Here is a 23,968-nt window from a genome sequence, read left to right as displayed (position 1 = left end):
GGCCGGCCCCGCGCACGGAGGGGCGCCGGACGCCGGGAGGGAAGGCAAGGACCAGCGATGACCAGCTCCACCAAGCCCCCCGCGGGGGGCGCGGGCAAACCCGCGGCGCCGAACTCCGCCGCGACGTCCGGGCCGACGAAGCGGGCGGGGGCGGCGTCCCCGCCCTCGACGCCTCAGCCCGCCGCGATGCGCCAGCGCGAGGACGCCCTCGCGCTGCTCGCCGCCGTCGCCCACCGGCACGAGTTGCGCGACATCGAGGCGCGCTGCCGGGCCGCGATCGAGCAGGCGCACGGGGCGGTCGTCAACGTCGCGGTGCTCGGCAAGTTCAAGGCCGGCAAGTCCACGCTGCTGAACCGGCTGCTGGGCGCGGACGTCTTGCCAGTGCAGGCCATCCCCGCGACGGCCGTGATCACGCGCGTCCGGTTCGGCCCGGCGCTGAAGGCGACCGTCCACAAGACGGGCGGCGAGACGCTCGCCATCGAGCCGTCCGCGCTCGCCGACTGGGTGACCGAGACCGGCAACCCCGGCAACGCGCGCGGCGCGAGCTGGGTGGAGGTCGAATCGCCGGGGCTCGCAGGCCTGGAGCGGCTCGTGCTCGTCGACACCCCCGGCACCGGCGGCACCTGGGAGCACCACACCGCGACCAGCCTGTCCTGGCTGCCGAACGTGGGCGCCGCGCTGCTCGTCGTGAACGGGACGCACCCGCTCGGCGACGAAGACCTCACGCTCATCGAGCAGGTCCGCCCGCACACCCCGACGCTCATCGTCGTGCTCAGCAAGATGGACCTCATGAGCGAGGCCGACCAAGAGGCCGTCCTCGCCCACGTCCGCGGGGCCCTGCAGCGCCGCATGGAGGACGCCCCGGCCGTCCTCCCGTTCTCGATCGCCGACGAGCACGCCGAGTACCGCGAGCAACTGCGCGCCCTGCTGCGCCGGCTCGACGACGGCCACGTCGTCGCCGCCGAGGCGCTGGCGGCCCACCGGGTGGGGCAGCTGGCGTCCGAGTGCCGCGACTACCTGGAGGTCGCGCTGGCCGCGGCGTCCAGCCACGCCGAGGCGATCGGCGAGCTGCGCGTCGCGCTGGACGCGGAGGCGTCCCGGCTGCCCGAGCTGCGGCAGCAGGCCGCGCGGCAACTGGAGCCGATCAACAAGTCCCTCACCGAGCACGCGCAGAAACTCGCGCGCCGGCACCTGCGCGCCACCGTGGAGCGCCTCGACCGCGACCTCGCCGAGCAACAGCCCACGTGGACCGGGAGCCTGAAACAGGAGAACGAACGCTTCCGGGCGTGGCTGCGGCCGGCGTTGTCGGAGGCCATGGCGCCCGTCGCGCCGGCGATCGCGATCGGGCTCGACCGGCACCTCGACGACGCCATGGACGCCGCAGCGCGCATCGGCGAGGCGTTCGTCCAGCGGCTCGGACGCCACGTCGCCCAGGCGACCGGCGTCGAGCTCTCGCTGCCGGCGCCCGACCCGCGCCGGGTGCCGACCGAGAGCGTGGAGGATCCGGTCAGCGCCACCTACGAGAGCCCGCTCGAGCTGCTGTCGCCCGTGATCCCGATGGGGCTCGCCCGCACCTCCGTGCGCCGGCGCATGAGGAACGCCCTGCCGTGGGAGGTCGAGAAGAACCTCTCCCGCGTCGCCTACCGCACGGCCAAGACGGGCCGCGACGGCCTGCAGCAGGCGCTCGACCTCTACATCGACGGCCTCGCCGCCGTGCTCGACAACTGCCGGCGCGCCGCGGACGCCAGCCCCGCGGACGTCCCGGCGATCTCCGCCGACCTCGAGCGGGTGCGGGGCCTCGCCTGACGGCCCGCGTCGCGTCTCGACGATCGGTCCGCCGCGCGATTGCGACGTTCGGCCCCCGGACGATCGCGACATACTGTCATCATGGGCGGGACGCCGGGCGGGAGGGGGTGTGCGGGTGCGTCTGACACACAAGTCGATGAACCGGAGCGCCCAGCGCCTCGGCATCGTCTGCTACACGCTCATCTTCACCGCGGCGGTGGGCGGAGCGATCAGCCACAACCCCTATCCACCGCTGCTGACGGCGTCCGCACTGATGGCGATGGGCGTGCTCACCACGCTGAGTTGGGTCGAGCTGGTGGTGCGTCCGGGCTCCGCCCTCGTGGGACGCCTCGTCTACGGGCTGTGCATCCTCGTGACGATCGCGCAGGTCCCGCTGCTGCCCACGCTGCGCGGAGAGTCGGACTTCCCCACCCTGGTCTTCCTCAGCCTGCTGGCCGTCGGGTACGCGGCCGTGAGCTTCCGGACGTGGGTGGGGCGCGCGCACGCCCTCGTCTTCGGCGTCTTCTACGGGGCGCTCCATGCGGAGTTCCGCAACGTGCAGAACGGCATCGCCGAGGGCATGATCCTGATGGTGCTCATGCTCGGCGTCGTCGAGCTCTCCCGGCTGGCCGAGACCGTCGCGGCCAACATCGAGGCGTCCTCGCCGCGGCAGTGGCAGCTCCGGGAGGCGCTTGCCCGGACGCGCCGGCGCGCGTTCGAGCGCCAGCGCTGGAACGGCCTCATCCACGACAAGGTGCTGGGCGCCCTGCTGTCGGCGTCCCGCGAGGGGACCATCAGCGAGAACTCCCGGGAGCTGGCCACCGAGGCCGTCGCCGCCCTCCGGCCGGGCAGCGGCCCGGGTGGGCTGCGCTCGGGCCTGTCGGCCGTCGTGGCGGCCGCCGCCGAGCGCCTGGGCCTGAAGGCGATCGTCGACATCGAGGGCGACGACCCGCCCAGCCCGGTGCTCGAGACGCTCGGGGAGGCGACCGTCGAGGCGCTCACCAACGTGGCCAAGCACTCCGGCCAGCGGGTCGTCAGCGTCCAGGGACGCCTCAGCCCCGCGGTCAGCACCGTCACGGTCGCCGACGAGGGCCTCGGGTTCGACCCCGGCGCGCACTCCGGACGCCGCGCCGGCATCAGCATGGGCATCGTCGGACGCATGGCCTCCATCGGGGGTGCCGCCGAGGTGGATTCCCGCCCTGGCGAGGGGACGCGCGTGACGCTGTCGTGGCACACTCATGAGACGCCCCCGACCGGCCTCGAGACGAGCATCGTGCTCGCGGCGCCGTTGCGCAACGTGCTGCTCGTGACGACCGGCATGCAGGTGCTCTTCGCCTGGATCTTCCGCGACCCGATCAGAAACGACTCCGTCCTGCTGGCCACCATGGCCCAGTGCGTGATCACGACGGCGGCGGTGGTGCAGAACCGCGACCGCTCCTGGGTCACGGCCGTCTGCGGCCTGTCGATGATCCTCGCCCCGATCCCGCTCGTGATGAACCTCGCCGACCCGACCTCGTTGGACCGGCACTACTGGTGGGGCGGCGCCTACTCGTCCGCGGTGGGGATCCTGGCCTTTCGGTTCCCGACGTGGGTCGTCGCCGTGATCACGGGCGGGATGGTTCTGACCGAGGCGGTCGTGGAGGCCGCCGTGCTGGGCGCCCCGTCGGCGGCCATCCTGCTGTGGAACTACATCACGACGCTCGTCGTGCTGATCCTGGGCATCGGGACGCGGCGCTCCCTCGACCACGCCGCCGAGGTGCTGGAGGCGTCCGCGGCGGTGGAGGGGCGCGGCCGCGTCCAGCTCGCCGAGGAGCAGGAGCGCGAGGCCGTGGCGTCGGCCCGCCGGTCCGAACTCGAGGCCAAGGCGGTTCCGCTGCTGACGCGCATCGCGGAGGGCGGCGTCCTCACCGACGCGCAGTGCGCCGCCATGGCGCGTGCGGAGGCCGAGGTGCGCGACCGTCTGGTGGCCGACGTCTTGCTGGACCCCTCCCTGCAGGCCGCCACCGCGGAGGCCCGCGACCGCGGCGTCCGGGTGGATCTGGTGGCCACCGGGGAAGAGACACCCTCGCTCGCCGCCTTCCGCGATCTGCTGCGCGAAGCCCTCGCCACGGCGCCCCGATCGAGCCGTCTGACCGCGCATTGGGCGGCCACGGACCGCGTCCGTGGGTCCATCGTGCTCCTCGGACGCCTCGGCCCGGACGCCGTCGGCCGCCTGCGTGGCGCCGGCGGCCGGGCCGCCGGCGTCCTGACGGTCACGCTCGACGCCGACGAGGAGTCCGTGCTGATGGAATGCGGGACGCCGGCGGTCAGTCCGGCGTCCGTGCCCTCTCGCTAGGGGGGACGCCGCCCGCCTTCGCGCGCCGGCGGCCCTGCGCGCCCGTAGTGCGCGGCCTGTTGTGGGTTCGCGCACTGCTTCGGGACGCCGCCCGCCGGGCCCTGGCAGGGGGAGGGTAGATCTACCCGGGGACGATATACCCGCGGGAACTCGCCTCCGGCTACGGCGTTAACCGGGCGACGTAAGTGAAGCGAAGGCCCTGGAACAAGCAAGAAGTTTCGTTGACTGATCGCGACACTCGCACATATTCTGGAGCAGTCATCAGGTGATCGATCTGAAGATCCCGGTGACCATCGCCCGGCAGTCATCCCCCGTCTGCCGTTGTGCGTAAGGGGGGCGCGGGAACTGGTCCCTTCCGCCGCCCCCCTTCTCAATTCCCTCGAGATGCCTCGAAACGACGCACGATTCGGCCGTCGAGCGCCCGGATTCGGGTCGCCTGGCCGGACGCCGAATCGCCCAGCTGACTGCGTCAAACCCGCGGCGAGAATCGCTTCTCCGGGTACGATTCTGCCAGCTATTCAGCCCGCTTGACCACCGGGCTGCGAGGGACCTGATAGGGGAGGAGCGCACGTGCCGACCAACGAGGTAGCCAGGCAACGAGCGAGAACATTGGTGCAGACAGAGATGGCGCGACAGGGGCTGACCTTCGCCGCCTTGGCCGCCAAGGCGGAGATCGATCCCGGCACGTTGGGGAAGTTCCTCGACGGCACCCGCTGGCCGCACATTCCGACGCGCGCGAAGATCGAGAGCGCGCTGGGCCTGGAGCCGGGGTCACTGTCGGCGCCGGGCGTCTCGGTGACGTCGGCGAGCACGCCGGAAGAAGCGAGCCGAGGGCGGGCGGCGGACGTGATTCCGACCGTCGGCGACGTCTCGGCGCTGGTGGAACGCCTGCGCGAGTTGTCTCCGGAGGTGCGGGAGTCCGTCCTGCGGCACATGGCCCACGAGGTGGGCGTCCATCTGTCCAACCAATTGCCGCTCATCGGCACGGTGGACGCCGAACTCGTCCTGGAGGACGGGCGGATGGATCCCATGGTGCGGTTCACGAACCGCATGCTGGGCCAGGGCTTCTACGCGGTGATCACGCCGCTCGACGAGAGCGACCGGCCGGTGTTGGAGAGCCTGGTGGCGATGTTCATGGACGAGGCGAGGCGTGCCCAGCAAGCGCTCTTGCCGGTGAGGGTCGCCAGCGTCTAACCGGCCATCGCCGGCTCGACGTGTGCCTTGCTCTTGTTTCGGCTAGGCTGAATTGGCGCCTGATCGCGGATGTAGCTCAATGGTAGAGCCCCAGTCTTCCAAACTGGCTACGCGGGTTCGATTCCCGTCATCCGCTCCAATGACGTCGACCAAGCAAGCAACCAACAGGAGTCCGTTCGTGCCCAGCACCGTCGAGCAGCTCAGCCCGTCCCGGGCGAAACTCACCATTGAGGTTCCCTTCAGCGAGCTGCAGCCCCACCTGAAGAAGGCCTACGCCGAGATCGCCGCCCAGGTGAACATTCCCGGCTTCCGCCGGGGCAAGGTTCCGGCCGCCATCATCGACCAGCGCTTCGGGCGGGGGGCTGTGCTGCAGGAGGCGATCAACGCCGCCCTGCCGAGCGCGTACGAGCAGGCCGTGCGCGAGACCGAGATCGTCCCGCTGGGCCAGCCCGACATCGACGTGACCAAGCTGGAGGACGGCGATCTGGTGGAGTTCACCGCCGAGGTCGACGTGCGTCCCGACTTCGAGCTCCCCGACTTCTCGGCGGTCTCCGTGACCGTCGACCCGGTCGAGGCCACCGATGCGGGCGTCGACGAGCGCCTCGAGGTCATGCGGCAGCGCTTCGCGACGCGGGTGGACGAGGATCGTCCGGCCGCCGAGGGCGACGTCGTGACGCTCGACATCACCGCGTCCCGCGACGGCGAGCAGCTGGCCGACGCGGAGGCGTCCGGCGTGACCTACACGATCGGCTCGGGCGGCATGCTCGACGGGCTGGACGAAGCGGTCACCGGCAAGTCCGCGGGCGAGTCGGCCGACTTCACGTCCACGCTCGTGGGCGGCCCCGAGGCGGGCAGCGAGGCCGACATCCACGTCGAGGTCACCAAGGTGCAGTCGGAGACGCTGCCCGAGGTCGACGACGAGTTCGCCCAGATGATCTCCGAGTTCGACACGGTCGACGAGATGCGCGAAGACCTCGCCACCCGCGTGGCGCAGATGGCGCGCGCCGAGCAGGTCAACCAGGCCCGCGACAAGGTGCTCGAGGCGGTGCTGGAGCAGGTCGACTTCGAGCTGCCCGAGAAGCTGGTCGAGACCGAGATCGAGGGCCGCACGCAGCAGATCAACGAGCAGCTCGGCCAGGCCGGCTACACGCTCGAGCGCTACCTCGCCGAGACCGACGAGGAGGCGGATACGCCCGAGGAGTTCTGGGCGGAGATCGCGAAGCGGACGCGGGAGGCGCTGAAGGCGCAGATCATCCTCGACAAGCTGGCCGACGAGCAGGAGATCGGCGTCGACCAGCAGGAGCTCACCGAGATGCTGTTCCGCCGGGCCGCGCAGAACGGCTCGACGCCCGAGGCCGAGGCGCAGCACATGATGGAGCACAACCACGCTCCGGAGTGGATGCAGGAGATCCGCCGCAACAAGGCCCTGCAGACCATCGCGACGGCCGCGACCATCACCGACACCGACGGCGAGACCGTCGACGTCAGCGGCGTGAACGCCGACGGCACGCTGGCCGACCCCGAGGCGGAGGGCGACGAGGAGTCGCCCGAGTCCCCGTCGTCGCCCAGCTCGCCCGAGTCGGCGGAATCGGCCGACAGTGCGGAGGAGCCGGAGGCGTCCAAGGAGGCCGAGGCCGACGGGCCGGAGGCGTCCGAGAGCGACGACGAGGCGACGAAGAAGTAGTCCGGACGCCCACGCACGAGCCCTCGCGACCCTCCGGTCGCGGGGGCTTTTGCCATCAGCGAACAAGGAGGGCGTTCTCTCGGTTTTGTCGGTCGCTCCAGGTAGGTTCAGGCTGTGAACGAAAACAAGCCTCTTGGTCCCAGCGCCGCCGGCGCGGCCCCCGGCTCCGTGGGCATGAGCGACTCGGTGTACCAGTCCCTGCTGGCGAACCGCATCATCTTCCTCGGCTCCGAGGTGAAAGATGAGAACGCCAACGCGATCTGCGCCCAGATGCTCCTGCTGAATGCGGAGGATCCGGAGAAGGATATCTACCTCTACATCAACTCCCCCGGTGGGTCGGTGACCGCCGGCATGGCGATCTTCGACACCATGCAGTGGATCAGCAACGACGTGGCGACCGTGGCGATGGGGCTCGCGGCGTCCATGGGTCAGTTCCTGCTGAGCGCGGGCACGAAGGGCAAGCGCTACGCGTTGCCGCACGCGAAGATCATGATGCACCAGCCGTCCGGCGGTCTGGGCGGCACGGCGTCCGACATCAAGATCCTCGCCGAGCAGATCATCCAGACGAAGAAGGAGATGGCCGAGCTCATCGCCGAGCACACGGGCAAGAGCATCGACCAGATCGAGTCCGACTCCGACCGCGACCGTTGGTTCACCGCTCAGGAGGCGCTGGAGTACGGGTTCATCGACCACGTGTACACCCGCGCCGCCGAGATCCTCGCCAACGACGCCCCGAACCAGTGAGGACGCGCATGACCACGATGACGAACACCCCGGCCCCGGGCGGGCTCGCTCCGCAGGGCCCCGGCATGGAGTACTACATTCCGCAGTGGGAGGAGCGCACGAGCTACGGCGTCCGGCGCGTCGATCCCTACACCAAGCTGTTCGAGGATCGCATCATCTTCCTCGGCACCCCGATCAGCGACGACATCGCGAACGCGGTGATGGCCCAGTTGCTGTGCCTGCAGTCGATGGATCCCGAGCGGCCCATCAGCATGTACATCAACAGCCCCGGCGGGTCGTTCACGGCGCTGACCGCGATCTACGACACGATGCAGTACATCAAGCCCGACGTGCAGACCGTGTGCCTGGGCCAGGCCGCCTCGGCGGCCGCCGTGCTGCTCGCGGCCGGCGCCAAGGGCAAGCGGCTCGCGCTGCCGAACAGCCGCATCCTGATCCATCAGCCTGCGACCGAGGGTGGGTACGGGCAGAGCTCCGACCTGGAGATCCAGGCGCGCGAGATCCTGCGCATCCGTACCCTGATGGAGAACATGCTGGCGAAAGACACGGGGCAGACGCCCGAGAAGGTCAGCAAGGATATCGAGCGTGACAAGTACCTCACGGCCGAAGAGGCGCGCGAGTACGGCATCATCGACGACATCCTGATGTCGCTGAAGGACGTTCAGAACTAAGTTCGATCCGGACCATCGAGACAAGGACGACGACATGGCGAGAATCGGGGAGACCTCTGATCTGCTCAAGTGTTCTTTCTGCGGAAAGAGCCAAAAGCAGGTGAAGAAGTTGATCGCCGGGCCGGGCGTGTACATCTGTGACGAGTGCATCGACCTGTGCAACGAGATCATCGAGGAGGAGTTCTCCGAGGGCCATGACGTCGGCCTTCTCGAGGAGCTGCCGAAGCCGCGGGAGATCTGCGAGTTCCTCGACAGCTACGTGATCGGGCAGGAGACGGCGAAGAAGGCGCTCGCCGTCGCCGTCTACAACCACTACAAGCGCGTGCAGGCGCAGGGGGCGTCCCCGTCGCGGCGGTCGCCCGACGACGAGCTGGTCGAGCTGGGCAAGTCGAACATCCTGCTCATCGGGCCGACCGGCTGCGGCAAGACGTACCTGGCGCAGACCCTCGCGCGCATGCTGAACGTGCCGTTCGCGATGGCCGACGCGACCGCGCTGACCGAGGCGGGGTACGTGGGGGAGGATGTGGAGAACATCCTGCTCAAGCTCATCCAGGCCGCCGATTTCGATGTGAAGAAGGCCGAGACCGGCATCATCTACATCGACGAGATCGACAAGGTCGCGCGCAAGAGCGAGAATCCGTCGATCACGCGCGACGTGTCGGGCGAGGGCGTCCAGCAGGCGCTGCTGAAGATCCTGGAGGGCACGACGGCGTCCGTGCCGCCGCAGGGCGGGCGCAAGCACCCGCACCAGGAGTTCATCCAGATCGACACGACGAACATCCTGTTCGTCGTCGGCGGCGCGTTTGCGGGGCTGGAGGAGATCATCAATGCCCGCGTCGGCAAGCGTCCGCTCGGGTTCAACAACGACCTCGCGCTGCGCAAGAAGGAATTCGCGAACCCGTTCGCGGAGGTACGTCCGGAAGACCTGCACAAGTTCGGCCTGATCCCCGAGTTCATCGGGCGCCTGCCCATGATCTCGACGGTGAACCCGCTCGATCGGGAGGCGCTGGTGCGCATTCTCGTCGAGCCGAAGAACGCGCTGATCAAGCAGTTCCGCAAGCTGTTCGAACTCGACAGTGTCGACCTGGAGTTCTCCGACGAGGCCATCGAGGCGATCGCCGAACTGGCGCTCGATCGGGGCATCGGCGCGCGCGGGCTGCGGTCGATCCTGGAGGAGATCCTGCTCAACGTGATGTACCACGTGCCGAGCGAGGAAGACATCGCGCAGGTGAAGATCTCCGCCGAGGTCGTGCGTGACGGGGTCGAGCCGGTGCTCGTCCACCGTTCCCAGCTGAACCGGCGGCGCAACAAGTCCGCCTGAGGCCGCGCGGCGTCCGGCCCGTGTGACGTGACTCTGCTGGGGGACGTTTCTCTGCTGCGTTCTCCCCAGCAGAGGGTGGAGAACGCAGCAGAGCAGCCCGCCCGGGGGCTCCGCTACTGAGCGGGGGCCAGTTCGGCGTCCACGTGCAACGCGGCGTCGCCGGGCGTCCACGCGATGGGGGCGACGATGCGCCCGACGGCCCGGAGGTCGGCCTCGATGGCGCGCAGCCGCTCCAGCGTGTCGGAGGGCCCCGACACGGACGCCGCCGTGATCTCGGTCTTCATCGAGACCTTCGCGGTCGACTTCGCCCCCCGGACGCCGATCAGCACGGCCGCGAGGTCGTCGAGCAGGGCGGCGTCCCCGGCGTCCGGAAGCTCGGACGCCTCCGGCCACGCCGCGTGGTGCACCGAGCCCTCGTGCCACCACGACCAGACCTCCTCGGTGACGAACGGCATGAACGGCGCGAAGAGCCGCAACTGCACGTCGAGCGCGAGCACCAGCGCCGCCCGCGCGGACGCCGCCGCCTCGTCACCCTGCGCCCCGTAGGCGCGCTCCTTCACCAGCTCCAGGTAGTCGTCGCAGAACGTCCAGAAGAACTTCTCGGCGGCCTCCAGCGCGATCGAGTAGTCGAACTGCTCGAAGGCGTCCGTCGTCTGCGCGACGACCCGCCGCAGGCCCGCGAGCATCGCGAGGTCGGCCGGGTTCGTCACGGCGGCGGCGCCGGCCTCCGGCGAGCCGCCGTCGGCAGGCGCGGCCATCCCCAGCACGAACTTGGACGCGTTCAGCACCTTCATCGCGAGGCGGCGGCCCACCTTCATCTGGGTCTCGTCGAACGGCGAATCCATGCCGGGGCGCGCCATCGCGGCGCGCCAGCGGACGGCGTCCGCCCCGAACCGGTCCAGGATCTGCGTCGGGACGACCACGTTGCCCTTGGACTTGCTCATCTTCTTGCGGTCGGGGTCGACGACGAACCCCGAGATCGCGGCCCGCTTCCACGGGAGCTCGTGCTCCTCCAAGTGGCTCCGGACGACGCGGCTGAACAGCCACGTGCGGATGATGTCGTGCGCCTGGGGCGCCAGATCCATCGGGAACGTCAGCCGCCACAGCTCCTCGTCGCGCTGCCATCCGCAGGCGATCTGCGGGGTCAGCGAGCTGGTCGCCCACGTGTCCATGACGTCGGGGTCGCCGACGAACCCGCCCGGACGCCCGCGCTGGGCCTCGTCGAAGCCCGGCGCCGGGGTGGACGCCGGATCCACCGGCAGGGACGCCTCGTCGGCCACGATCGGCTCGTCGTAATCGGGCTCGCCGTCGGCGTCCAGCCGGTACCAGACCGGGAATGGGACGCCGAAGAACCGCTGCCGGCTGATGAGCCAGTCGCCGTTGAGGCCGTTGACCCAGTTCAGGTAGCGGTAGCGCATGTGCTCGGGCGTCCACTGGAGCTCTTCGCCGCGGGCCAGGAGGTCGGCGCGCAGCTCGGGATCACGGCCGCCGTTCGTGATGTACCACTGGCGCGTCGACACGATCTCGAGCGGCTTGTCGCCCTTCTCGTAGAAGTTCGCCATGCGCTGGGTGGGCTTGGGCTCCCCGTCCATGTCGCCGGTCTCGAGCAGCTTGGCGACGATGGCCGCCCGCGCCGAGAACGGGGTCTTGCCGGCGAGCTCCTCGGTGTAGAAGTCGGGGCGGGTCAGCCAGCCGGGCGTCTCGCGCGCGAGGCGTCCGTCACGCTGGATGACCGTGCGCGTCGGCAGGTTCAGCTCGCGCCACCACTGCACGTCGGTCGCGTCACCGAACGTGCAGCACATCGCGATGCCGGCGCCCTTGTCCTTCTCGGCGGCCGGGTGGGCCAGCACCGGGATCTCGACGTCGAAGATCGGCGAGGTCACGGTCGTGCCGAACAGCGGCTGGTAACGCTCGTCGTCGGGGTGTGCGATGAGCGCGCAGACGCTCGGGATCAGCTCGGGGCGCGTCGTCTCGATGTAGACCGGCTCGCCGCCCGGACGCCGGAACGCCACCCGGTGGTAGGCGCCCGGGTAGTCCCGCGCCTCGAGCTCGGCCTGGGCGACGGCGGTCTGGAACGTCACATCCCACATCGTCGGGGCCTCGGACATGTACGCCTCGCCCCGCGCGTGGTTGCGCAGGAACGCCCGCTGGGCGACCGTCTGCGCCTCGGGGGAGATGGTCTCGTACAGCGTGTCCCAATCCACCGACAGGCCGAGGTGGCGCCACAGATCCTCGAACACCTGCTCGTCGACCGCGGTCAGCTCGAGGCAGAGCTCGATGAAGTTGCGGCGGCTGATCGAGACCTGGCGCTTCGGGTCCGGTTTGGCGGGCGGCGTGAAGTCGGGGTCATAGGGGATCGACGGGTCGCACCGGACGCCGTAGTAGTTCTGCACGCGCCGCTCGGTGGGCAGGCCGTTGTCGTCCCACCCCATCGGGTAGAAGACCTGCTTGCCGCGCATGCGCTGGTAGCGCGCCACGAGGTCGGTGTGCGTGTAGCTGAACACGTGGCCGACGTGCAGCGACCCCGACACGGTCGGCGGCGGGGTGTCGATCGAGAAGACCTGCTCGCGGCTTTCGGGCCGGCGGAACGCATAGGTGCCCTCCTCGCGCCAGCGGGACGCCCACTTCTGCTCCAGGCCCTCCAGCGCCGGCCGATCCGGTACCGCGACGGCGGTGATGGACGCGGCGGAAGTCGGGCGTGCGGGCATGGCAGTCATGGTCGCTGATTTTACTGACCCCACGGACGCCGAGTCACATCGTCACCGCGTGGGACGCCGGGCGCGGCCGGGCCCACCACCAGGGACGCCGCCCCGCCCGGGTGGGCGGGGCGGCGTCCGATGGGGAGGAGAGCCGTAGGCGATCAGCCGTTGAGGGCCATCTGGCGCATCTGATCGGGGGTGGTGGCCGGCGTTCCGTCCTGCAGCGGCTGCGGGATGACGCGCAGCACCTGGCCGTTGCGCTTGATCGTCGGGGTGCCGGTGACGCCGTTCTTGTAGGCGGCCTGGTCGATGCCGTCGACGAACGTCTTCGTGGAGCGCTGGTCGTAGCACTGCTGGAACTTGGCCAGGTTGTCGCCGGAGATGCCGACGGCGGTGGGGATGGTCTGGCGCAGCAGGGAATCCTCATACCCGACGCTGCCCGGGATCTCCTGCGCCTGCTGGTGCTCGAAGACGGCCGTGTTGAAGGCCGAGTAGGCCCCGAACGAGTCGGCGCAGGTGGCCGCGTAGGCGGCGCGCGACGACGCGGTGTTCTTCATGTTGTCGTCCATGAACGTCATGGTGTGGTTCACGAGCTTGATGTCACCGGCGTCCGCGAGCTGCAGCAGCGTGGGCGCGAGCCGGGCCTCGAAGACGCGGCAGATCGGGCACTGGTAGTCGAGGTAGACGTCGATCGTCGGGACGCCCTGCTTCGCCTTGCCCGGGTTCATGACGATGCCGTCCTTCGACTCCGTCGCGTTCGGGGCCACCTGGCTGTTGGACGTGCTGTTGTTCGAGGACATCGACGTCACGGCGACGTAGCCGACCACGAACACCAGCACGACCGCGACCGCCGCGGCGACGATGCCGATGATGCGCCGGTTGCGACGCTGGCGCGCCTGCGCCTCCTGGAGGGCGCGCAACTGCTCGCGACGGTTGGAACCTGAGCTGGCCATGGGCGGGGACTCCTTGGTTGGTCTGCTGTCCCGGCCACCCTACTGGGCCGCGCAACGCGGCGTCCGGGCGACGCACGGGCGGGCCGCGATGGCGGCCCCGGGGGCGTCCAGTAGGCGGAGACGGACGCCGCCCCGCTCAGCGGGCGGGCGTCCGCTGGTCGCGGTCGGGGACGCCCGCGGCCTCGTCGTCGCCGCCGAAGTCGGCGAGCGTGAGCGGGCGGAACAGCCAACGATCCATCGACCACGGCGTCGCGGGACGGACCACGAGCCACAGCCCGCACAAGAAGAGCCCGATGTCGCGGGCGATGTCGACGGGGTACTGGGCGACCGCGCGCTCCCACGTGACCTGACCGCCGCCGCCGAAGCAGCCGCAGTCGATGCTGATGCCGCGGGCCCAGGCGCTGGCGATGCCGATGACGAACGCGACCATGAGCAGCGCCCCGGCCGCGGCGGCCCAGCGCGTGCCGAGCCCGACGATGAGCAGCGCCCCCACGATCACCTCCACGATGGGCAGCGCGTAGCCGACCGGTGCCGTCCACGCGAAGGGCAGGATCTGGTACCCGCGGACGGCCACGGCCGACTCCCCGAGATTGCCCAGCTTCAGGCCGCCCGCCACGACGAGCACGATGCCCAGCACGAGGCGCGCCACCAGGCCCACCCAGTCGCGCCAGGTGAACCCTCGGATTCCCGCGGTGCCGTTCACGGCGCCGATTATAGAGGCCGCGGGTTGCGGCCCCGACGAACGCCCCCGACGGACGCCACCGCTACCCTGGGGCCCACCATGAGCAACCACACCGCCGACGAACACGCGCGCATCGCGGCCGAACTGCAGGGCCGCTGGCCCGAGCACCGGATCGGGCCCAGTCTCGACCGCATCCGGTCCCTCTGCGACCTGATGGGCAACCCGCAGCGGGGCTACCCCGTCATCCAGATCACCGGGACCAACGGCAAGGGCAGCACCGCGATCATGATCGAGAAGATCCTGCTCGCGATGGGCCTGCGGGTCGGCCGGTTCAGCAGCCCGCACCTGGAGGACATGACCGAGCGCATCTGCGTCGACGGCGAGCCGCTCAGCCACGAGCGCTTCGACGAGCTGTGGGGCGAGGTGCGTCCGCTGGCCGAGTTGCTGGACGCCGACCGCGTCGGCGGCATCGAACTCACCTTCTTCGAGGCCATGACCGGCCTGGCCTACTGGGCCTTCGCCGAGGCGCCCGTCGACGTCGCGATCATGGAGGTCGGGCTCGGCGGCCTGACCGACGCGACGAACGTGGCGGACGCCTCCGTCGCCGTCATCTGCCCGATCGACTTCGACCACATGCACATCCTGGGCGACACCCTCGAGCAGATCGCCACCGAGAAGGCGGGCATCATCAAGCCCGGCTCGACGGCCGTGATCGCCGAGCAGCGGCCCGAGGCGGCGTCCGTGCTGCTGGATCGCTGCGCCGAGGTCGGCGCGCGCGCTGTGCTCGAGGGGGACGGGTTCGCGCTGCTCGGCCGGCGTCCGGGGGTCGGCGGGCAGGTGCTGCGGCTGGAGGGGGTCGGGGGTCCGGTCGACGACCTCGCGCTGCCGCTGTTCGGCGCGCACATGGCCCGCAACGCGGCGCTCGCGCTGGGCGCCGTCGAGGCGTTCCTCGGCGGCAAGCCCGTTCCGCCGGACGCCCTCGCCGAGGGGTTGGAGGCAGTCCGGGCGCCCGCGCGCCTGGAGGTCGTGCGCACGGGGCCGACCGTCATCATCGACACCTGCCACAACCCGCACGGGGCGCGGGCCACGGTCGACGGGCTCACCGAATCGTTCGACCTGGAGCCGCTGATCGTGGTCGTCGCGATGATGGCCGACAAGGACGTCGAAGGCGTCCTGGAGATCCTGGCCGAGCAGGCCGCGACGTTCGTGTGCACGCGGGTGGCGTCCACGGGGCGCGGGCTCGACACCGACGAGCTCGCCGAGATGGCCGCCGGGTTCGTGGGGGAGGAGCGGGTGGAGCGGGCGTCCGGCATGGCCGATGCGCTCGAGACCGCGATCCGGCTCGCCGACGAGGCGGGGCCGGGGGCAGGCGTCCTCGTCGGGGGGTCCGTGATCGCGGCCGGCGAGGCGCGGGCGCTGCTCGTACGGCACGGCGACGATCCCGAGCCGGACGCCTGGGCCGACGAGGATGCCGACGGGCTGGGCGGCCCAGCGTGACCCTCAGGCCCGGCAACCCCATGACGAGGGTGCTCGCGACGGTGCTCGTGTTCGAGGCCGTGGTGTTCGCCCTGGCCATCGCGGGCATGGTGCAGGTCTCCGCGGTCCCGACCGGCACCGCGGCCGCCCTCGGCGGCGGGGCGGCGCTGCTCGCGTTGGTCGCCGCCGCGACCCTGCGCCGGGGCGCGGTCGGCTTCGCGCTCGGCTGGCTCGCGCAGGCGTCCGGGGTCGCGCTCGGCGCCGCGACGAGCTGGATGTACGTCATGGGCGGCGTGTTCGCCCTCCTCTGGGTCGCGACGTTCGTGCTCGGACGTCGGCTCGACGCCCGCTGAGCGGGCGCGGCGTCCGGATAGTCTGGCCGCATGACAGCAGACGTCGAGCAGACCCTCGTCCTCATCAAGCCGGACGCCGTCGCCCGCGGCCTCGTGGGCGCCGTCCTGAGCCGCTACGAGGCGAAGCGCCTGGCCATCGTCGCGATGGAGCTCCGCACGATCGACGGCGAGTTCGCCGACCGCCACTACGCCGAACACGTCGAGCAGCCGTGGTACCCGCCGCTGCGGGAGTTCGTGACGTCCGGGCCGCTGGTCGCGCTCGTGCTGGCCGGGTCGCGGGCCATCGAGGCCGTCCGCGCACTCAACGGCGCGACCGACGGTGTGAAGGCCGCGCCGGGCTCCCTGCGCGGGGATTTCGCCTTGTCGAACCGCGAGAACATCGTGCACGCGTCCGACTCGCCGGAGTCGGCCGCTCGCGAGATCGCGCTCTGGTTCCCGGGGCTCACCCGATGAGCCAGCCGCCGGTGGGTCCGGTGGGTCCGGTGGGTCCGGTGGGTCCGGTCCAGGGTTCTCCGCAGGGTCCCGGGTATCGGCAGGGTCCGTCCGGCCCGCCGATCGGCTGGGGCGGCCCACCTGTCGCGCCGCCCCCACCCCCCTCGCCGCTGCCGGAGCAGCCGCGGGCGTACCACGCGTTCCTCCGGTCGGCGACGTTCCGCTGGTGGAAGCCGCTCGTGGCGGTGCTCGCCGTCGGGCTGCTGTGGATCGTGCTTCAGACGATCCTCACGGTGCCGGCGATCTTCGCCGACGGGGGCTTCGAGGCGGTCTACCGCGACGGCCAGCTCCGCCTCGGGCCGTGGGTCTTCCTCGCGAACAACGTGGGCATCGCCACCGCGATCCCGCTGGTCCTGCTCTTGTCGTGGGCCTTCTTCGGGCAGCGTCCGCGCTGGGCGAGTTCGATCCAGGGCGGGTTTCGGTGGGGTTGGTTCTTCCGCTGCGTCGGGGTGGTCGTGCCGTTCTGGCTCGTGACGATCGCGATCGAGTTCGCCCTCTCCCCGCCCGACGACCTCGGCCCCCGCTGGTACACGGTGCTGATGGTCGTGGGCATCCTGCTCACCACCCCCGTGCAGGCGGCGGGGGAGGAGTACCTCCTCCGCGGCTTCCTGGCGCGCGCGGTCGGCTCCTACTTCCGCGTCGAGTGGCTCGGGTGGGCCGTTTCGACCGTGATCTGCTCCCTGGTGTTCATGCGCCTCCACATGGCCGCGGACCCCTGGCTGAACGTCTTCTACGTCGGGTTCGGGGTCGCGTCGTCCTGGATGGTCTGGCGGACCGGGGGCCTGGAGGCGTCCTGTGCCCTCCATATCGTGAACAACCTGCTGGCCGAGGTGACCATGCCGTTCAGCGACTTCAGCGGCATGATGGATCGCTCCGTCGGCACCGGCGACCCGACCGTCCTGATCAACATGGGTCTCATGGTCGTGGTGGCGATCATCATCGATCGCCTGGCCAGGCGCCGCGGGCTGCCGCAGCGCACGGCCCCCGGACGCCGTCCGACCCCGGCGCTCCCGGGCGTCCCGGGGGGTCCCGGCGTCCCGGGCCAGCCGACCGTGTGACGTTCTCCACATCAGAGTGTGGAGAACGTCAGGTAGAAACGCACACGGGGCTGGTGAGCCTCGCGTCCGCTGGCCGTGAACACCCCGGCGGTGCCCCCGGGTAGGTGGGATAGGGTGAACGCGCCGACCGTCGCCGACCCGAGAGGGCCCCGTCACGCATGCTCACCGCCCTGATCGTCGCCCATCTGGTGGCGGCCTGCGCGGCCCCGTTGTGGGCCCGCCTGGGCCGGCGCTCGTTCTGGGTGGTGGCCCTGCTGCCGGCCGCGGCGTTCGGGTGGCTGGTGGCGCAGGCGCCGCTGATCCTGGCGGGCGGCGCGCACCGTGAGGGCGTCGCGTGGATGCCGTCGCTCGGCATCAACCTGACGCTGCGCCTGGGGCTCGTCCAATGGGTGCTGGCGCTGATCGTGACCGGCATCGGCGCGCTCGTGCTCGCCTACTGCCGTTGGTACTTCAAACGGACGCCGGTGCGCGTCCTCGGGCTGCTGACGGCCTTCGCGGGGGCGATGCTGGGGCTGGTCACCGCCGACGATCTGGTGCTGCTGTACGTGTACTGGGAGCTGACCACGGTCTTCTCGTACCTGCTGATCGGCTTCGACTCGTCCCGCCGGGCCAACCGCGCCGCCGCGATGACCGCCCTCATCGTCACCACGACCGGTGGGCTGGCCATGCTGGTCGGCATCGTGTCGATGGGCCTGCTGGCCGGCACGTTCAGCCTCGAGGCGATCCTCGCCGCTCCGCCGACCGGGGCCGTCGCCGGCGTCGCCGCGCTCCTGATGCTCGCCGGCGCGCTCAGCAAGTCGGCGCTGGCGCCCTTCCACTTCTGGCTGCCGGGCGCCATGGCCGCCCCGACGCCGATCTCGGCGTACCTGCACGCCGCGGCGATGGTGAAGGCCGGCATCTACCTGGTGGCCGTGCTGGCGCCCGCGTTCGCGACCGTCCCGTGGTGGCGTCCGGCCGTCGCGATCCTCGGCGTGATCACGATGGTGCTGGGCGGCTGGCGGGCCCTCCGGCAGACCGACCTCAAGCTGCTGCTCGCCTACGGCACGGTCAGCCAGCTCGGCTTCATCATGCTCGTCACCGGCGTCGGTACGCAGTCGGCCGCGCTCGCGGGCTTGGCGCTCACGATCACCCACGCGCTGTTCAAATCGACGCTCTTCCTCACCGTCGGCGTGATCGACCACGCGACCGGCACGCGCGACCTCACCAAGCTCTCGGGGATCGGACGCCAGCTCCCCGTGCTCGCGGGTGCCGCCGCGCTGGCGGCGGCGTCCATGGCGGGCATCCCGCCGCTGCTGGGCTTCGTGGCGAAGGAGTCCGCGCTGGAGGCGCTCGTCTACCTCGCGGGCGGGGACGGCACGGGCCTGACGCCGGCGCCCGGCATCCTGCTGGTGCTGGCCGTGGTGCTGGGGTCGGCGCTCACGATGGCGTACTCGCTGCGGTTCTGGTGGGGGGCGTTCTGGGCGAAGCCCGGCGTGGGTCCGACCCGCATCAATCACGCGCCTGAGCTGGGGTTCGTCGGCGTCCCGACGCTGCTGGGGCTGCTGTGCCTGGCCGGCGGTTTCCTCGGCCCGCAGCTCACGCACGTGCTGGAGCCGTACGCGGCGTCCGTGCCGACCGGCGAGCACGGGCACGGGCTCGCGCTGTGGCACGGGTTCACCCTGCCGCTCGGGCTGTCCGCGCTGGCGCTGCTCGGCGGCGCCCTGCTGTTCTGGCGACGGGAGGCGATCTCGCGGGTGCAGGCGACGTTCCCGCGCGTGCTGGAGGCCGACGAGTTCTACCGCCGTTCCATGCGCTCCATCGACTGGCTGGCCGTCGAGACGACCGCGCGGACGCAGCGGGGCTCGCTCGCCCTCTACCTGTCCGCGATCCTGACGACGCTCGTGGTGCTCGTGGGCGGCGTCCTGATGACCGTGCGGGAGTGGCCGAGCCAGGTCGTCTGGTTCGACCGTCCCGGGCAGCTCGTCGTCGGCGGCGTGACGGCGGCGGCGGGGATCATGCTGGTGAGCACGCGGGGCCGCGTCCGGGCGTTCCTGACGCTGGGGGTGACGGGCTACGGCACCGCGCTGCTGTTCCTGCTGCACGGGGCGCCCGACCTGGCGCTGACCCAGGTGCTCGTCGAGACGGCGTCCCTGCTGATGTTCCTGCTCGTGCTGCGGACGCTGCCGAAGTTCTTCACCGACCGCCCGCTGCAGTCCACCCGCTGGTGGCGGATGGTGCTGGCGATCGGCGTCGGAGCGACGGTGACCGCCGTGACGGTGCTGAGCGCGTCCGCGAGGACCGCACCGCCGGCGTCCACGGGCCTAGCCGAGTCCGCCTACCAGTTCGGCTACGGCAAGAACATCGTCAACGTGATCCTCGTCGACACGCGCGCCTGGGACACCCTCGGCGAGATCAGCGTGCTCGTCGTGGCCGCGACGGGCGTCGCGAGCCTGATCTTCCTGCGGTCGCGCGTCCAGCGTCCCCACCGCGAGCAGTACGAGGAGCCGCCGACCGGCACGTGGCTGCGGGGCAGTCAGGCGCTGGAGCCGGCGGCGCGCTCGCTCGTGTTCGAGGTGGTCACGCGGCTGCTGTTCGGGATGATGATCATCGTCTCGCTGTACGTGTTGATCGCCGGGCACAACCTGCCGGGCGGCGGGTTCGCGGGCGGCCTGATCGCCGGCCTGGCGCTGGTCGTGCGGTACCTGGCTGCCGGCTCCAAGGAGCTCGACGAGGCCGCGCCGGTGGACGCCGGCGCCGTGCTGGGCGCCGGTCTCGCGATCGCGGTCGGCTCAGCGGCGGTGCCCGCGCTGTTCGGCGGGCGCATCTTCCAAAGCTTCGATATCCACGTCACGATCCCGGCGCTGGAGACCCTGGCGACCCCCTGGGGCCCGGTGCCGCTGCTGGGCGACCTGCACCTGGTCAGCTCGACGGTGTTCGACATCGGGGTCTACCTCGTCGTGTTCGGCATGATGCTCGACCTGGTCCGCAGCCTGGGGTCGGGCATCGACCGGCAGGCGGCCGAAGAGCAGACGCCGTTGCCGCGTCCCGAATCGACGCTCGCCGTGCCCGCCGGACGCCGCCGCGGAGGTGACCGATGACCCCGAACATCACCCTCGCCGCTGTCGCGGGCATCCTCGTTGCCTGCGGCGTCTACCTGCTCACGGAGCGCTCGCTGTCGCGCATCCTCGTCGGGGTCATCGTGATGAGCAACGGCGTTAACCTGCTGTTCCTCGTGGCCGCCGGCCCCGCGGGGATCCCGGCGTTCGTGGGCGATGGCCCCGAGAGCGCGATGACCGACCCGCTGCCCCAGGCGATGGTGCTCACGGCGATCGTCATCACCATGGCGATCTCGGCGTTCGTGATCACGATGGCCTACCGCAGCTTCCAGCTCGACGGTAACGACGAGGTCACCGACGACGTCGAGGACGCGCGGATCCGCGCGCTCGCCGACCGCGACGACGTGTCGGCGACCTTCGAGGAGATCCGGTTCAGCGACACCGGCGAGGATGTGGTGAGCGAGTGAACAACCTGCTGCCGCTGCCCATTCTGATCCCTCTGCTGGGGGCAGCCCTCACGCTGCTGCTCGGACGCCGTCCGCGCGTCCAGCGCCTCGTCTCCCTCGGCTCGCTCGGCGCCGTCTGCGCCATCGCGGGGATGCTGGTCGCGCAGACGTACCGCGAGGGCGTCCAGACGCTGTGGGTCGGGGCGTGGCCGCGCGGCATGGGCATCGCGCTCGTCGCCGACCGGCTCTCCGCGCTGATGCTGATGATCGCCGGCCTCGTGACGCTCGCGGTGCTCGTGTACTCGACCGGCCAAGACGGCGAGGAGGTCCGGCGCGAGACCCCGGTCTCGATCTTCCACCCGACGTTCCTCGTGCTCTGCGCGGGCGTCTCGGACGCCTTCCTCGCCGGCGACCTGTTCAACCTGTTCGTCGGCTTCGAGATGCTGCTGTTCGCCTCCTACGTGCTGCTCACGATGGGCGGCACGGGCGCGCGCATCCGGGCCGGCTCGATCTACGTCGTGGTGAACCTGCTCAGCTCGAGCGTGTTCCTCATCGCGCTCGCCAACGTGTACGCGGCGACCGGCACGGTGAACATGGCCCAACTCGCCCAGCGGATTCCCGCGCTGCCCGACCACGTGCAGGCGTCCCTGCAGTTCTTGTTGCTGCTCGTGTTCGGCATCAAGGCGGCCGTCTTCCCGCTGTCCGCATGGCTGCCCGACTCGTACCCGACCGCCCCCGCGCCCGTCACGGCGGTGTTCGCCGGTCTGCTCACGAAGGTCGGCGTCTACGCGATCATGCGGACGCAAACCCTGCTGTTCGCCGAGCGACCCCTGCACGAAGGCCTGCTCGTGTTGGCCGCGCTGACGATGCTCATCGGCATCCTGGGCGCGATCGCCCAGTCGGAGATCAAGCGTCTGCTGTCGTTCACCCTGGTCAGCCACATCGGCTACATGCTCATGGGCATCGGCCTGGCGACGACCGCGGGGCTGGCCGGCGCGATCGTCTACACCGCGCACCACATCACGATCCAGGCCGCGCTGTTCCTGGTGGCGGGCCTCATCGGACGCGTCGGCGGCTCCACGGACATCGAGCGCCTCCAGGGGCTCGCTACGCGCTCGCCGCTGCTCGGCGTCCTGTTCCTCGTGCCGGCGTTCAACCTGGCCGGCATCCCGCCGCTGTCGGGGTTCGTCGGCAAGATCGGCCTGCTGCGCGCGGGCGCCGAGGTGGGGACGCCGCTGGCGTGGGTCCTCGTCGCGACGGCCACGCTGACGAGCCTGCTGACGCTGTACGCCGTCGCGAAGGTGTGGAACCGGGCGTTCTGGGGCAAGCCCCAGGACGCGGGAGCGGTCGACCCCGACGACGAGGACGAAGACGACGCCGACGAGAGCGACGAGTCGCCCGGCGTCGCGCTGCCGCCGCGCATGGTGGGGGCCACGATCGGCCTGATCGGGCTGGGCGTCGCCCTCGCCGCGTTCGCCGGGCCGCTCTACGACTACGCCGAGCGTGCCGCCGCCGCCCTGCCGGGCCCGTCGTACGTGTCCGCCGTGCTGGAGGGGGTGCCGACGCCGTGAACGCCGACGAGACGCAGTCCGCCCGGACGAAGGCCGCGCAGGCCGCGAAGTCCGCCACCGCCGCGCGGGTCGCCGCCCGGCGCCGCCGCCGGCGTCGCCTGGGCCTGAGGCAGCCCCGGAACATCCTGCTGCTCACCGCGCTGTGGCTCGTGCTGGTCGGCCAGGTGACGATCGTGAGCGTGGTCGGCGGCCTGCTGCTGTCGTGGCTGGTCACGCTGCTGTTCCCTCTGCCGCGGATGGGGTACCGGGGGCGTCCGCACCTGGTCGGCGTGGTGAAGCTCGGCGTCCTGCTGGTGTGGGATCTGGCGACCGCGTCCTTCCGGCTGGCGGTGAGCGCGTTCGCGCGGGAGCAGCCTCCGTCCGGGATCGTCCGGGTCGACCTGATGTCGGATTCCGACCTGTACCAGGCGAACACGGGCGAGTTGATGTCGGTCGTCCCCGGTTCGATCGTGGTGGACGCCCGCCGCTCGACGCGACGGTTGTACCTGCACGTCTTCGACATGACGAGCCCCCGGGCCAAGGAGGAGATCGTGGACGTCACCCTGCAGGTCGAGGGTCGCGTCCTCGGCGCGTTCGCGTCGTCGAAGGAGCAGGCGAAGGCGCACGAGAAGCTCGCCGACTACCGGCGCCGGGCTCGCGAGGAGGCGTCGTCGTGACCGAACTCACGTGGTTCTTCATCGGGCTGGCCGTCGTGCAGTTGGTGATCGGCGCCGCGGTGGTGCTGTTCCGGCTGGCGAAGGGTCCGACGGCGCTCGACCGGGTGGTCGCGGCGGACGTCATCGTGGCGATCCTCATCGCGGCGGTCGCCGCGCAGGAGATGGTCGACCGCACCGACGTCGGGCTGCCGATCCTGCTCGTGCTCACCATGGTCGGGTTCACCGCGGCCGTCGGCATGGCCCGGCTGACCGCCGGCTCGCGTGCCCGCGACGAGCGCTACCGGAACTACCGCGACCAGAACGGGGGAGCGCGATGAACGGGGCCATGGACCTCGCGGGCGCGATCCTGCTCGCGCTGGGAGCCTTCTTCTGCATGTCCGCGGCGATCGGCGTCCTGCGGTCCTCCGACGTCATGGGGCGGATGCACTACGCCACGAAGCCGCAGGTGTTCGGGCTGATCCTCGTGCTGGGCGGCGTCACGCTGACGCTGCGGTCGGTGCACGTGACGCTCGTGTGTCTCGTGATCGTGGCCCTCCAGATCCTGACCGCGCCCGTCGCCGGCCACATGGTGGCGCGGACCGCGTATCGCATCGGGGCGTGGAACGCCGACGGCGCCGTGGTCGACGATCTCTCCGACGACCTCGCGCGCGCGGGGTTCATCCATCGCCCAGAGGACCTCGAGCCGGCGCTGGCGCAGGAGGGGGCCGAGGCCGGCGAACCGGGCCCGACGGACGCGCCCGACGACCTGGGCGAGCCGGAGGCGTCCACGGACGCCGAGTCGGGCGAGCGCGCCTGAGCGGTTACCCTGGTCGCACC

General features: G+C 71.0%; 20 protein-coding genes and 1 tRNA gene. 18 read left to right on the top strand and 3 right to left on the bottom strand.

Annotation, left to right across the window (positions count from 1 at the left end):
• Window positions 1–57 precede the first annotated feature (57 nt).
• The 8 genes from WMJ97_RS04140 to clpX all read left to right on the top strand — a co-directional run bounded on the left by WMJ97_RS04140 (window position 58) and on the right by clpX (window position 9,731).
• The gene (locus WMJ97_RS04140; RefSeq protein ID WP_347347700.1) at window positions 58–1,806 is read left to right on the top strand and encodes a dynamin family protein; all 1,749 of its coding nucleotides are present in this window, start codon (window positions 58–60) and stop codon (window positions 1,804–1,806) included.
• Window positions 1,807–1,921: 115 nt separating this feature from the next.
• Window positions 1,922–4,120 carry an ATP-binding protein gene (locus tag WMJ97_RS04135; protein ID WP_347347699.1) on the top strand — a complete coding sequence of 733 codons (2,199 nt, stop codon included), beginning with the start codon at window positions 1,922–1,924 and terminating at the stop codon, window positions 4,118–4,120.
• Window positions 4,121–4,732: 612 nt separating this feature from the next.
• Window positions 4,733–5,314, top strand: a complete 582-nt coding sequence (locus WMJ97_RS04130) for a helix-turn-helix transcriptional regulator (protein ID WP_347347698.1) — start codon at window positions 4,733–4,735, stop codon at window positions 5,312–5,314.
• 65 nt (window positions 5,315–5,379) lie between these two features.
• Window positions 5,380–5,453, top strand: a tRNA-Gly gene (locus tag WMJ97_RS04125).
• 39 nt (window positions 5,454–5,492) lie between these two features.
• Complete coding sequence (gene tig / locus WMJ97_RS04120) at window positions 5,493–6,998, top strand: trigger factor (RefSeq protein WP_347347697.1); 1,506 nt, start codon at window positions 5,493–5,495, stop codon at window positions 6,996–6,998.
• A gap of 174 nt (window positions 6,999–7,172) precedes the next feature.
• Complete coding sequence (locus WMJ97_RS04115) at window positions 7,173–7,742, top strand: ATP-dependent Clp protease proteolytic subunit (protein WP_347347716.1); 570 nt, start codon at window positions 7,173–7,175, stop codon at window positions 7,740–7,742.
• Window positions 7,743–7,750: 8 nt separating this feature from the next.
• A complete protein-coding gene (locus WMJ97_RS04110; protein WP_347347696.1) occupies window positions 7,751–8,410 on the top strand; it encodes an ATP-dependent Clp protease proteolytic subunit in 660 nt (219 codons plus the stop codon).
• A gap of 34 nt (window positions 8,411–8,444) precedes the next feature.
• Window positions 8,445–9,731 (top strand): ATP-dependent Clp protease ATP-binding subunit ClpX, encoded by a 1,287-nt coding sequence (clpX, locus tag WMJ97_RS04105; protein WP_347347695.1) that lies wholly within the window; start codon window positions 8,445–8,447, stop codon window positions 9,729–9,731.
• Between the two features lie 113 nt (window positions 9,732–9,844).
• Here the strand turns inward: clpX and valS are convergent, their stop codons facing one another.
• From valS to WMJ97_RS04090, 3 genes are all read right to left on the bottom strand, one after another.
• A complete protein-coding gene (gene valS / locus WMJ97_RS04100) occupies window positions 9,845–12,448 on the bottom strand; it encodes a valine--tRNA ligase (RefSeq protein ID WP_347347694.1) in 2,604 nt (867 codons plus the stop codon).
• Window positions 12,449–12,591: 143 nt separating this feature from the next.
• Window positions 12,592–13,383, bottom strand: coding sequence for a thioredoxin domain-containing protein (locus tag WMJ97_RS04095; RefSeq protein ID WP_347347693.1), 792 nt, complete (start codon window positions 13,381–13,383; stop codon window positions 12,592–12,594).
• Between the two features lie 136 nt (window positions 13,384–13,519).
• Window positions 13,520–14,086: a MauE/DoxX family redox-associated membrane protein gene (locus tag WMJ97_RS04090; RefSeq protein ID WP_347347692.1), complete on the bottom strand. Its 567-nt coding sequence runs from the start codon at window positions 14,084–14,086 to the stop codon at window positions 13,520–13,522.
• 78 nt (window positions 14,087–14,164) lie between these two features.
• Here WMJ97_RS04090 and WMJ97_RS04085 point away from each other — a divergent pair, with 78 nt between their 5' ends.
• The 10 genes from WMJ97_RS04085 to mnhG all read left to right on the top strand — a co-directional run bounded on the left by WMJ97_RS04085 (window position 14,165) and on the right by mnhG (window position 23,948).
• Window positions 14,165–15,562, top strand: coding sequence for a folylpolyglutamate synthase/dihydrofolate synthase family protein (locus tag WMJ97_RS04085; RefSeq protein WP_347347691.1), 1,398 nt, complete (start codon window positions 14,165–14,167; stop codon window positions 15,560–15,562).
• Window positions 15,559–15,894 (top strand): DUF4233 domain-containing protein, encoded by a 336-nt coding sequence (locus tag WMJ97_RS04080; protein WP_347347690.1) that lies wholly within the window; start codon window positions 15,559–15,561, stop codon window positions 15,892–15,894. Before WMJ97_RS04085 ends, WMJ97_RS04080 begins: the two co-directional genes overlap by 4 nt.
• A 30-nt stretch (window positions 15,895–15,924) precedes the next feature.
• Complete coding sequence (gene ndk, locus WMJ97_RS04075; protein WP_347347689.1) at window positions 15,925–16,347, top strand: nucleoside-diphosphate kinase; 423 nt, start codon at window positions 15,925–15,927, stop codon at window positions 16,345–16,347.
• Window positions 16,344–17,444, top strand: coding sequence for a type II CAAX endopeptidase family protein (locus tag WMJ97_RS04070; protein ID WP_347347688.1), 1,101 nt, complete (start codon window positions 16,344–16,346; stop codon window positions 17,442–17,444). The genes ndk and WMJ97_RS04070 overlap by 4 nt, the downstream gene beginning before the upstream one ends.
• Before the next feature lie 158 nt (window positions 17,445–17,602).
• Complete coding sequence (locus tag WMJ97_RS04065) at window positions 17,603–20,521, top strand: Na+/H+ antiporter subunit A (protein WP_347347687.1); 2,919 nt, start codon at window positions 17,603–17,605, stop codon at window positions 20,519–20,521.
• Window positions 20,518–20,946, top strand: a complete 429-nt coding sequence (locus WMJ97_RS04060; RefSeq protein WP_347347686.1) for a Na(+)/H(+) antiporter subunit C — start codon at window positions 20,518–20,520, stop codon at window positions 20,944–20,946. The genes WMJ97_RS04065 and WMJ97_RS04060 overlap by 4 nt, the downstream gene beginning before the upstream one ends.
• Entirely contained in the window at window positions 20,943–22,496 is a 1,554-nt protein-coding gene (locus WMJ97_RS04055; RefSeq protein ID WP_347347685.1) for a Na+/H+ antiporter subunit D, read from the top strand. The genes WMJ97_RS04060 and WMJ97_RS04055 overlap by 4 nt, the downstream gene beginning before the upstream one ends.
• Window positions 22,493–23,152 carry a Na+/H+ antiporter subunit E gene (locus WMJ97_RS04050; protein ID WP_347347684.1) on the top strand — a complete coding sequence of 220 codons (660 nt, stop codon included), beginning with the start codon at window positions 22,493–22,495 and terminating at the stop codon, window positions 23,150–23,152. The genes WMJ97_RS04055 and WMJ97_RS04050 overlap by 4 nt, the downstream gene beginning before the upstream one ends.
• Window positions 23,149–23,469, top strand: coding sequence for a monovalent cation/H+ antiporter complex subunit F (locus WMJ97_RS04045; protein ID WP_347347683.1), 321 nt, complete (start codon window positions 23,149–23,151; stop codon window positions 23,467–23,469). Before WMJ97_RS04050 ends, WMJ97_RS04045 begins: the two co-directional genes overlap by 4 nt.
• Entirely contained in the window at window positions 23,466–23,948 is a 483-nt protein-coding gene (gene mnhG, locus WMJ97_RS04040) for a monovalent cation/H(+) antiporter subunit G (RefSeq protein WP_347347682.1), read from the top strand. Before WMJ97_RS04045 ends, mnhG begins: the two co-directional genes overlap by 4 nt.
• Window positions 23,949–23,968 lie beyond the last annotated feature (20 nt).

It is taken from the genome of Nigerium sp., assembly GCF_039811905.1.
GTDB lineage: Bacteria > Actinomycetota > Actinomycetes > Propionibacteriales > Propionibacteriaceae > Propioniciclava.
This window is presented reverse-complemented; position numbering and strand designations above follow the sequence as displayed.

Excerpts from the sequence above, each read along its gene's own strand:
- WMJ97_RS04115 (WP_347347716.1), top strand. The coding sequence starts at position 7,173 with ATGAGCGACTCGGTGTACCAGTCCCTGCTGGCGAACCGCATCATCTTC.
- WMJ97_RS04140 (WP_347347700.1), top strand. The coding sequence starts at position 58 with ATGACCAGCTCCACCAAGCCCCCCGCGGGGGGCGCGGGCAAACCCGCG.
- WMJ97_RS04110 (WP_347347696.1), top strand. The coding sequence starts at position 7,751 with ATGACCACGATGACGAACACCCCGGCCCCGGGCGGGCTCGCTCCGCAG.
- WMJ97_RS04085 (WP_347347691.1), top strand. The coding sequence starts at position 14,165 with ATGAGCAACCACACCGCCGACGAACACGCGCGCATCGCGGCCGAACTG.
- valS (WP_347347694.1), bottom strand. The coding sequence starts at position 12,448 with ATGACTGCCATGCCCGCACGCCCGACTTCCGCCGCGTCCATCACCGCC.
- WMJ97_RS04060 (WP_347347686.1), top strand. The coding sequence starts at position 20,518 with ATGACCCCGAACATCACCCTCGCCGCTGTCGCGGGCATCCTCGTTGCC.
- mnhG (WP_347347682.1), top strand. The coding sequence starts at position 23,466 with ATGAACGGGGCCATGGACCTCGCGGGCGCGATCCTGCTCGCGCTGGGA.
- ndk (WP_347347689.1), top strand. The coding sequence starts at position 15,925 with ATGACAGCAGACGTCGAGCAGACCCTCGTCCTCATCAAGCCGGACGCC.
- WMJ97_RS04065 (WP_347347687.1), top strand. The coding sequence starts at position 17,603 with ATGCTCACCGCCCTGATCGTCGCCCATCTGGTGGCGGCCTGCGCGGCC.
- clpX (WP_347347695.1), top strand. The coding sequence starts at position 8,445 with ATGGCGAGAATCGGGGAGACCTCTGATCTGCTCAAGTGTTCTTTCTGC.
- WMJ97_RS04070 (WP_347347688.1), top strand. The coding sequence starts at position 16,344 with ATGAGCCAGCCGCCGGTGGGTCCGGTGGGTCCGGTGGGTCCGGTGGGT.
- WMJ97_RS04095 (WP_347347693.1), bottom strand. The coding sequence starts at position 13,383 with ATGGCCAGCTCAGGTTCCAACCGTCGCGAGCAGTTGCGCGCCCTCCAG.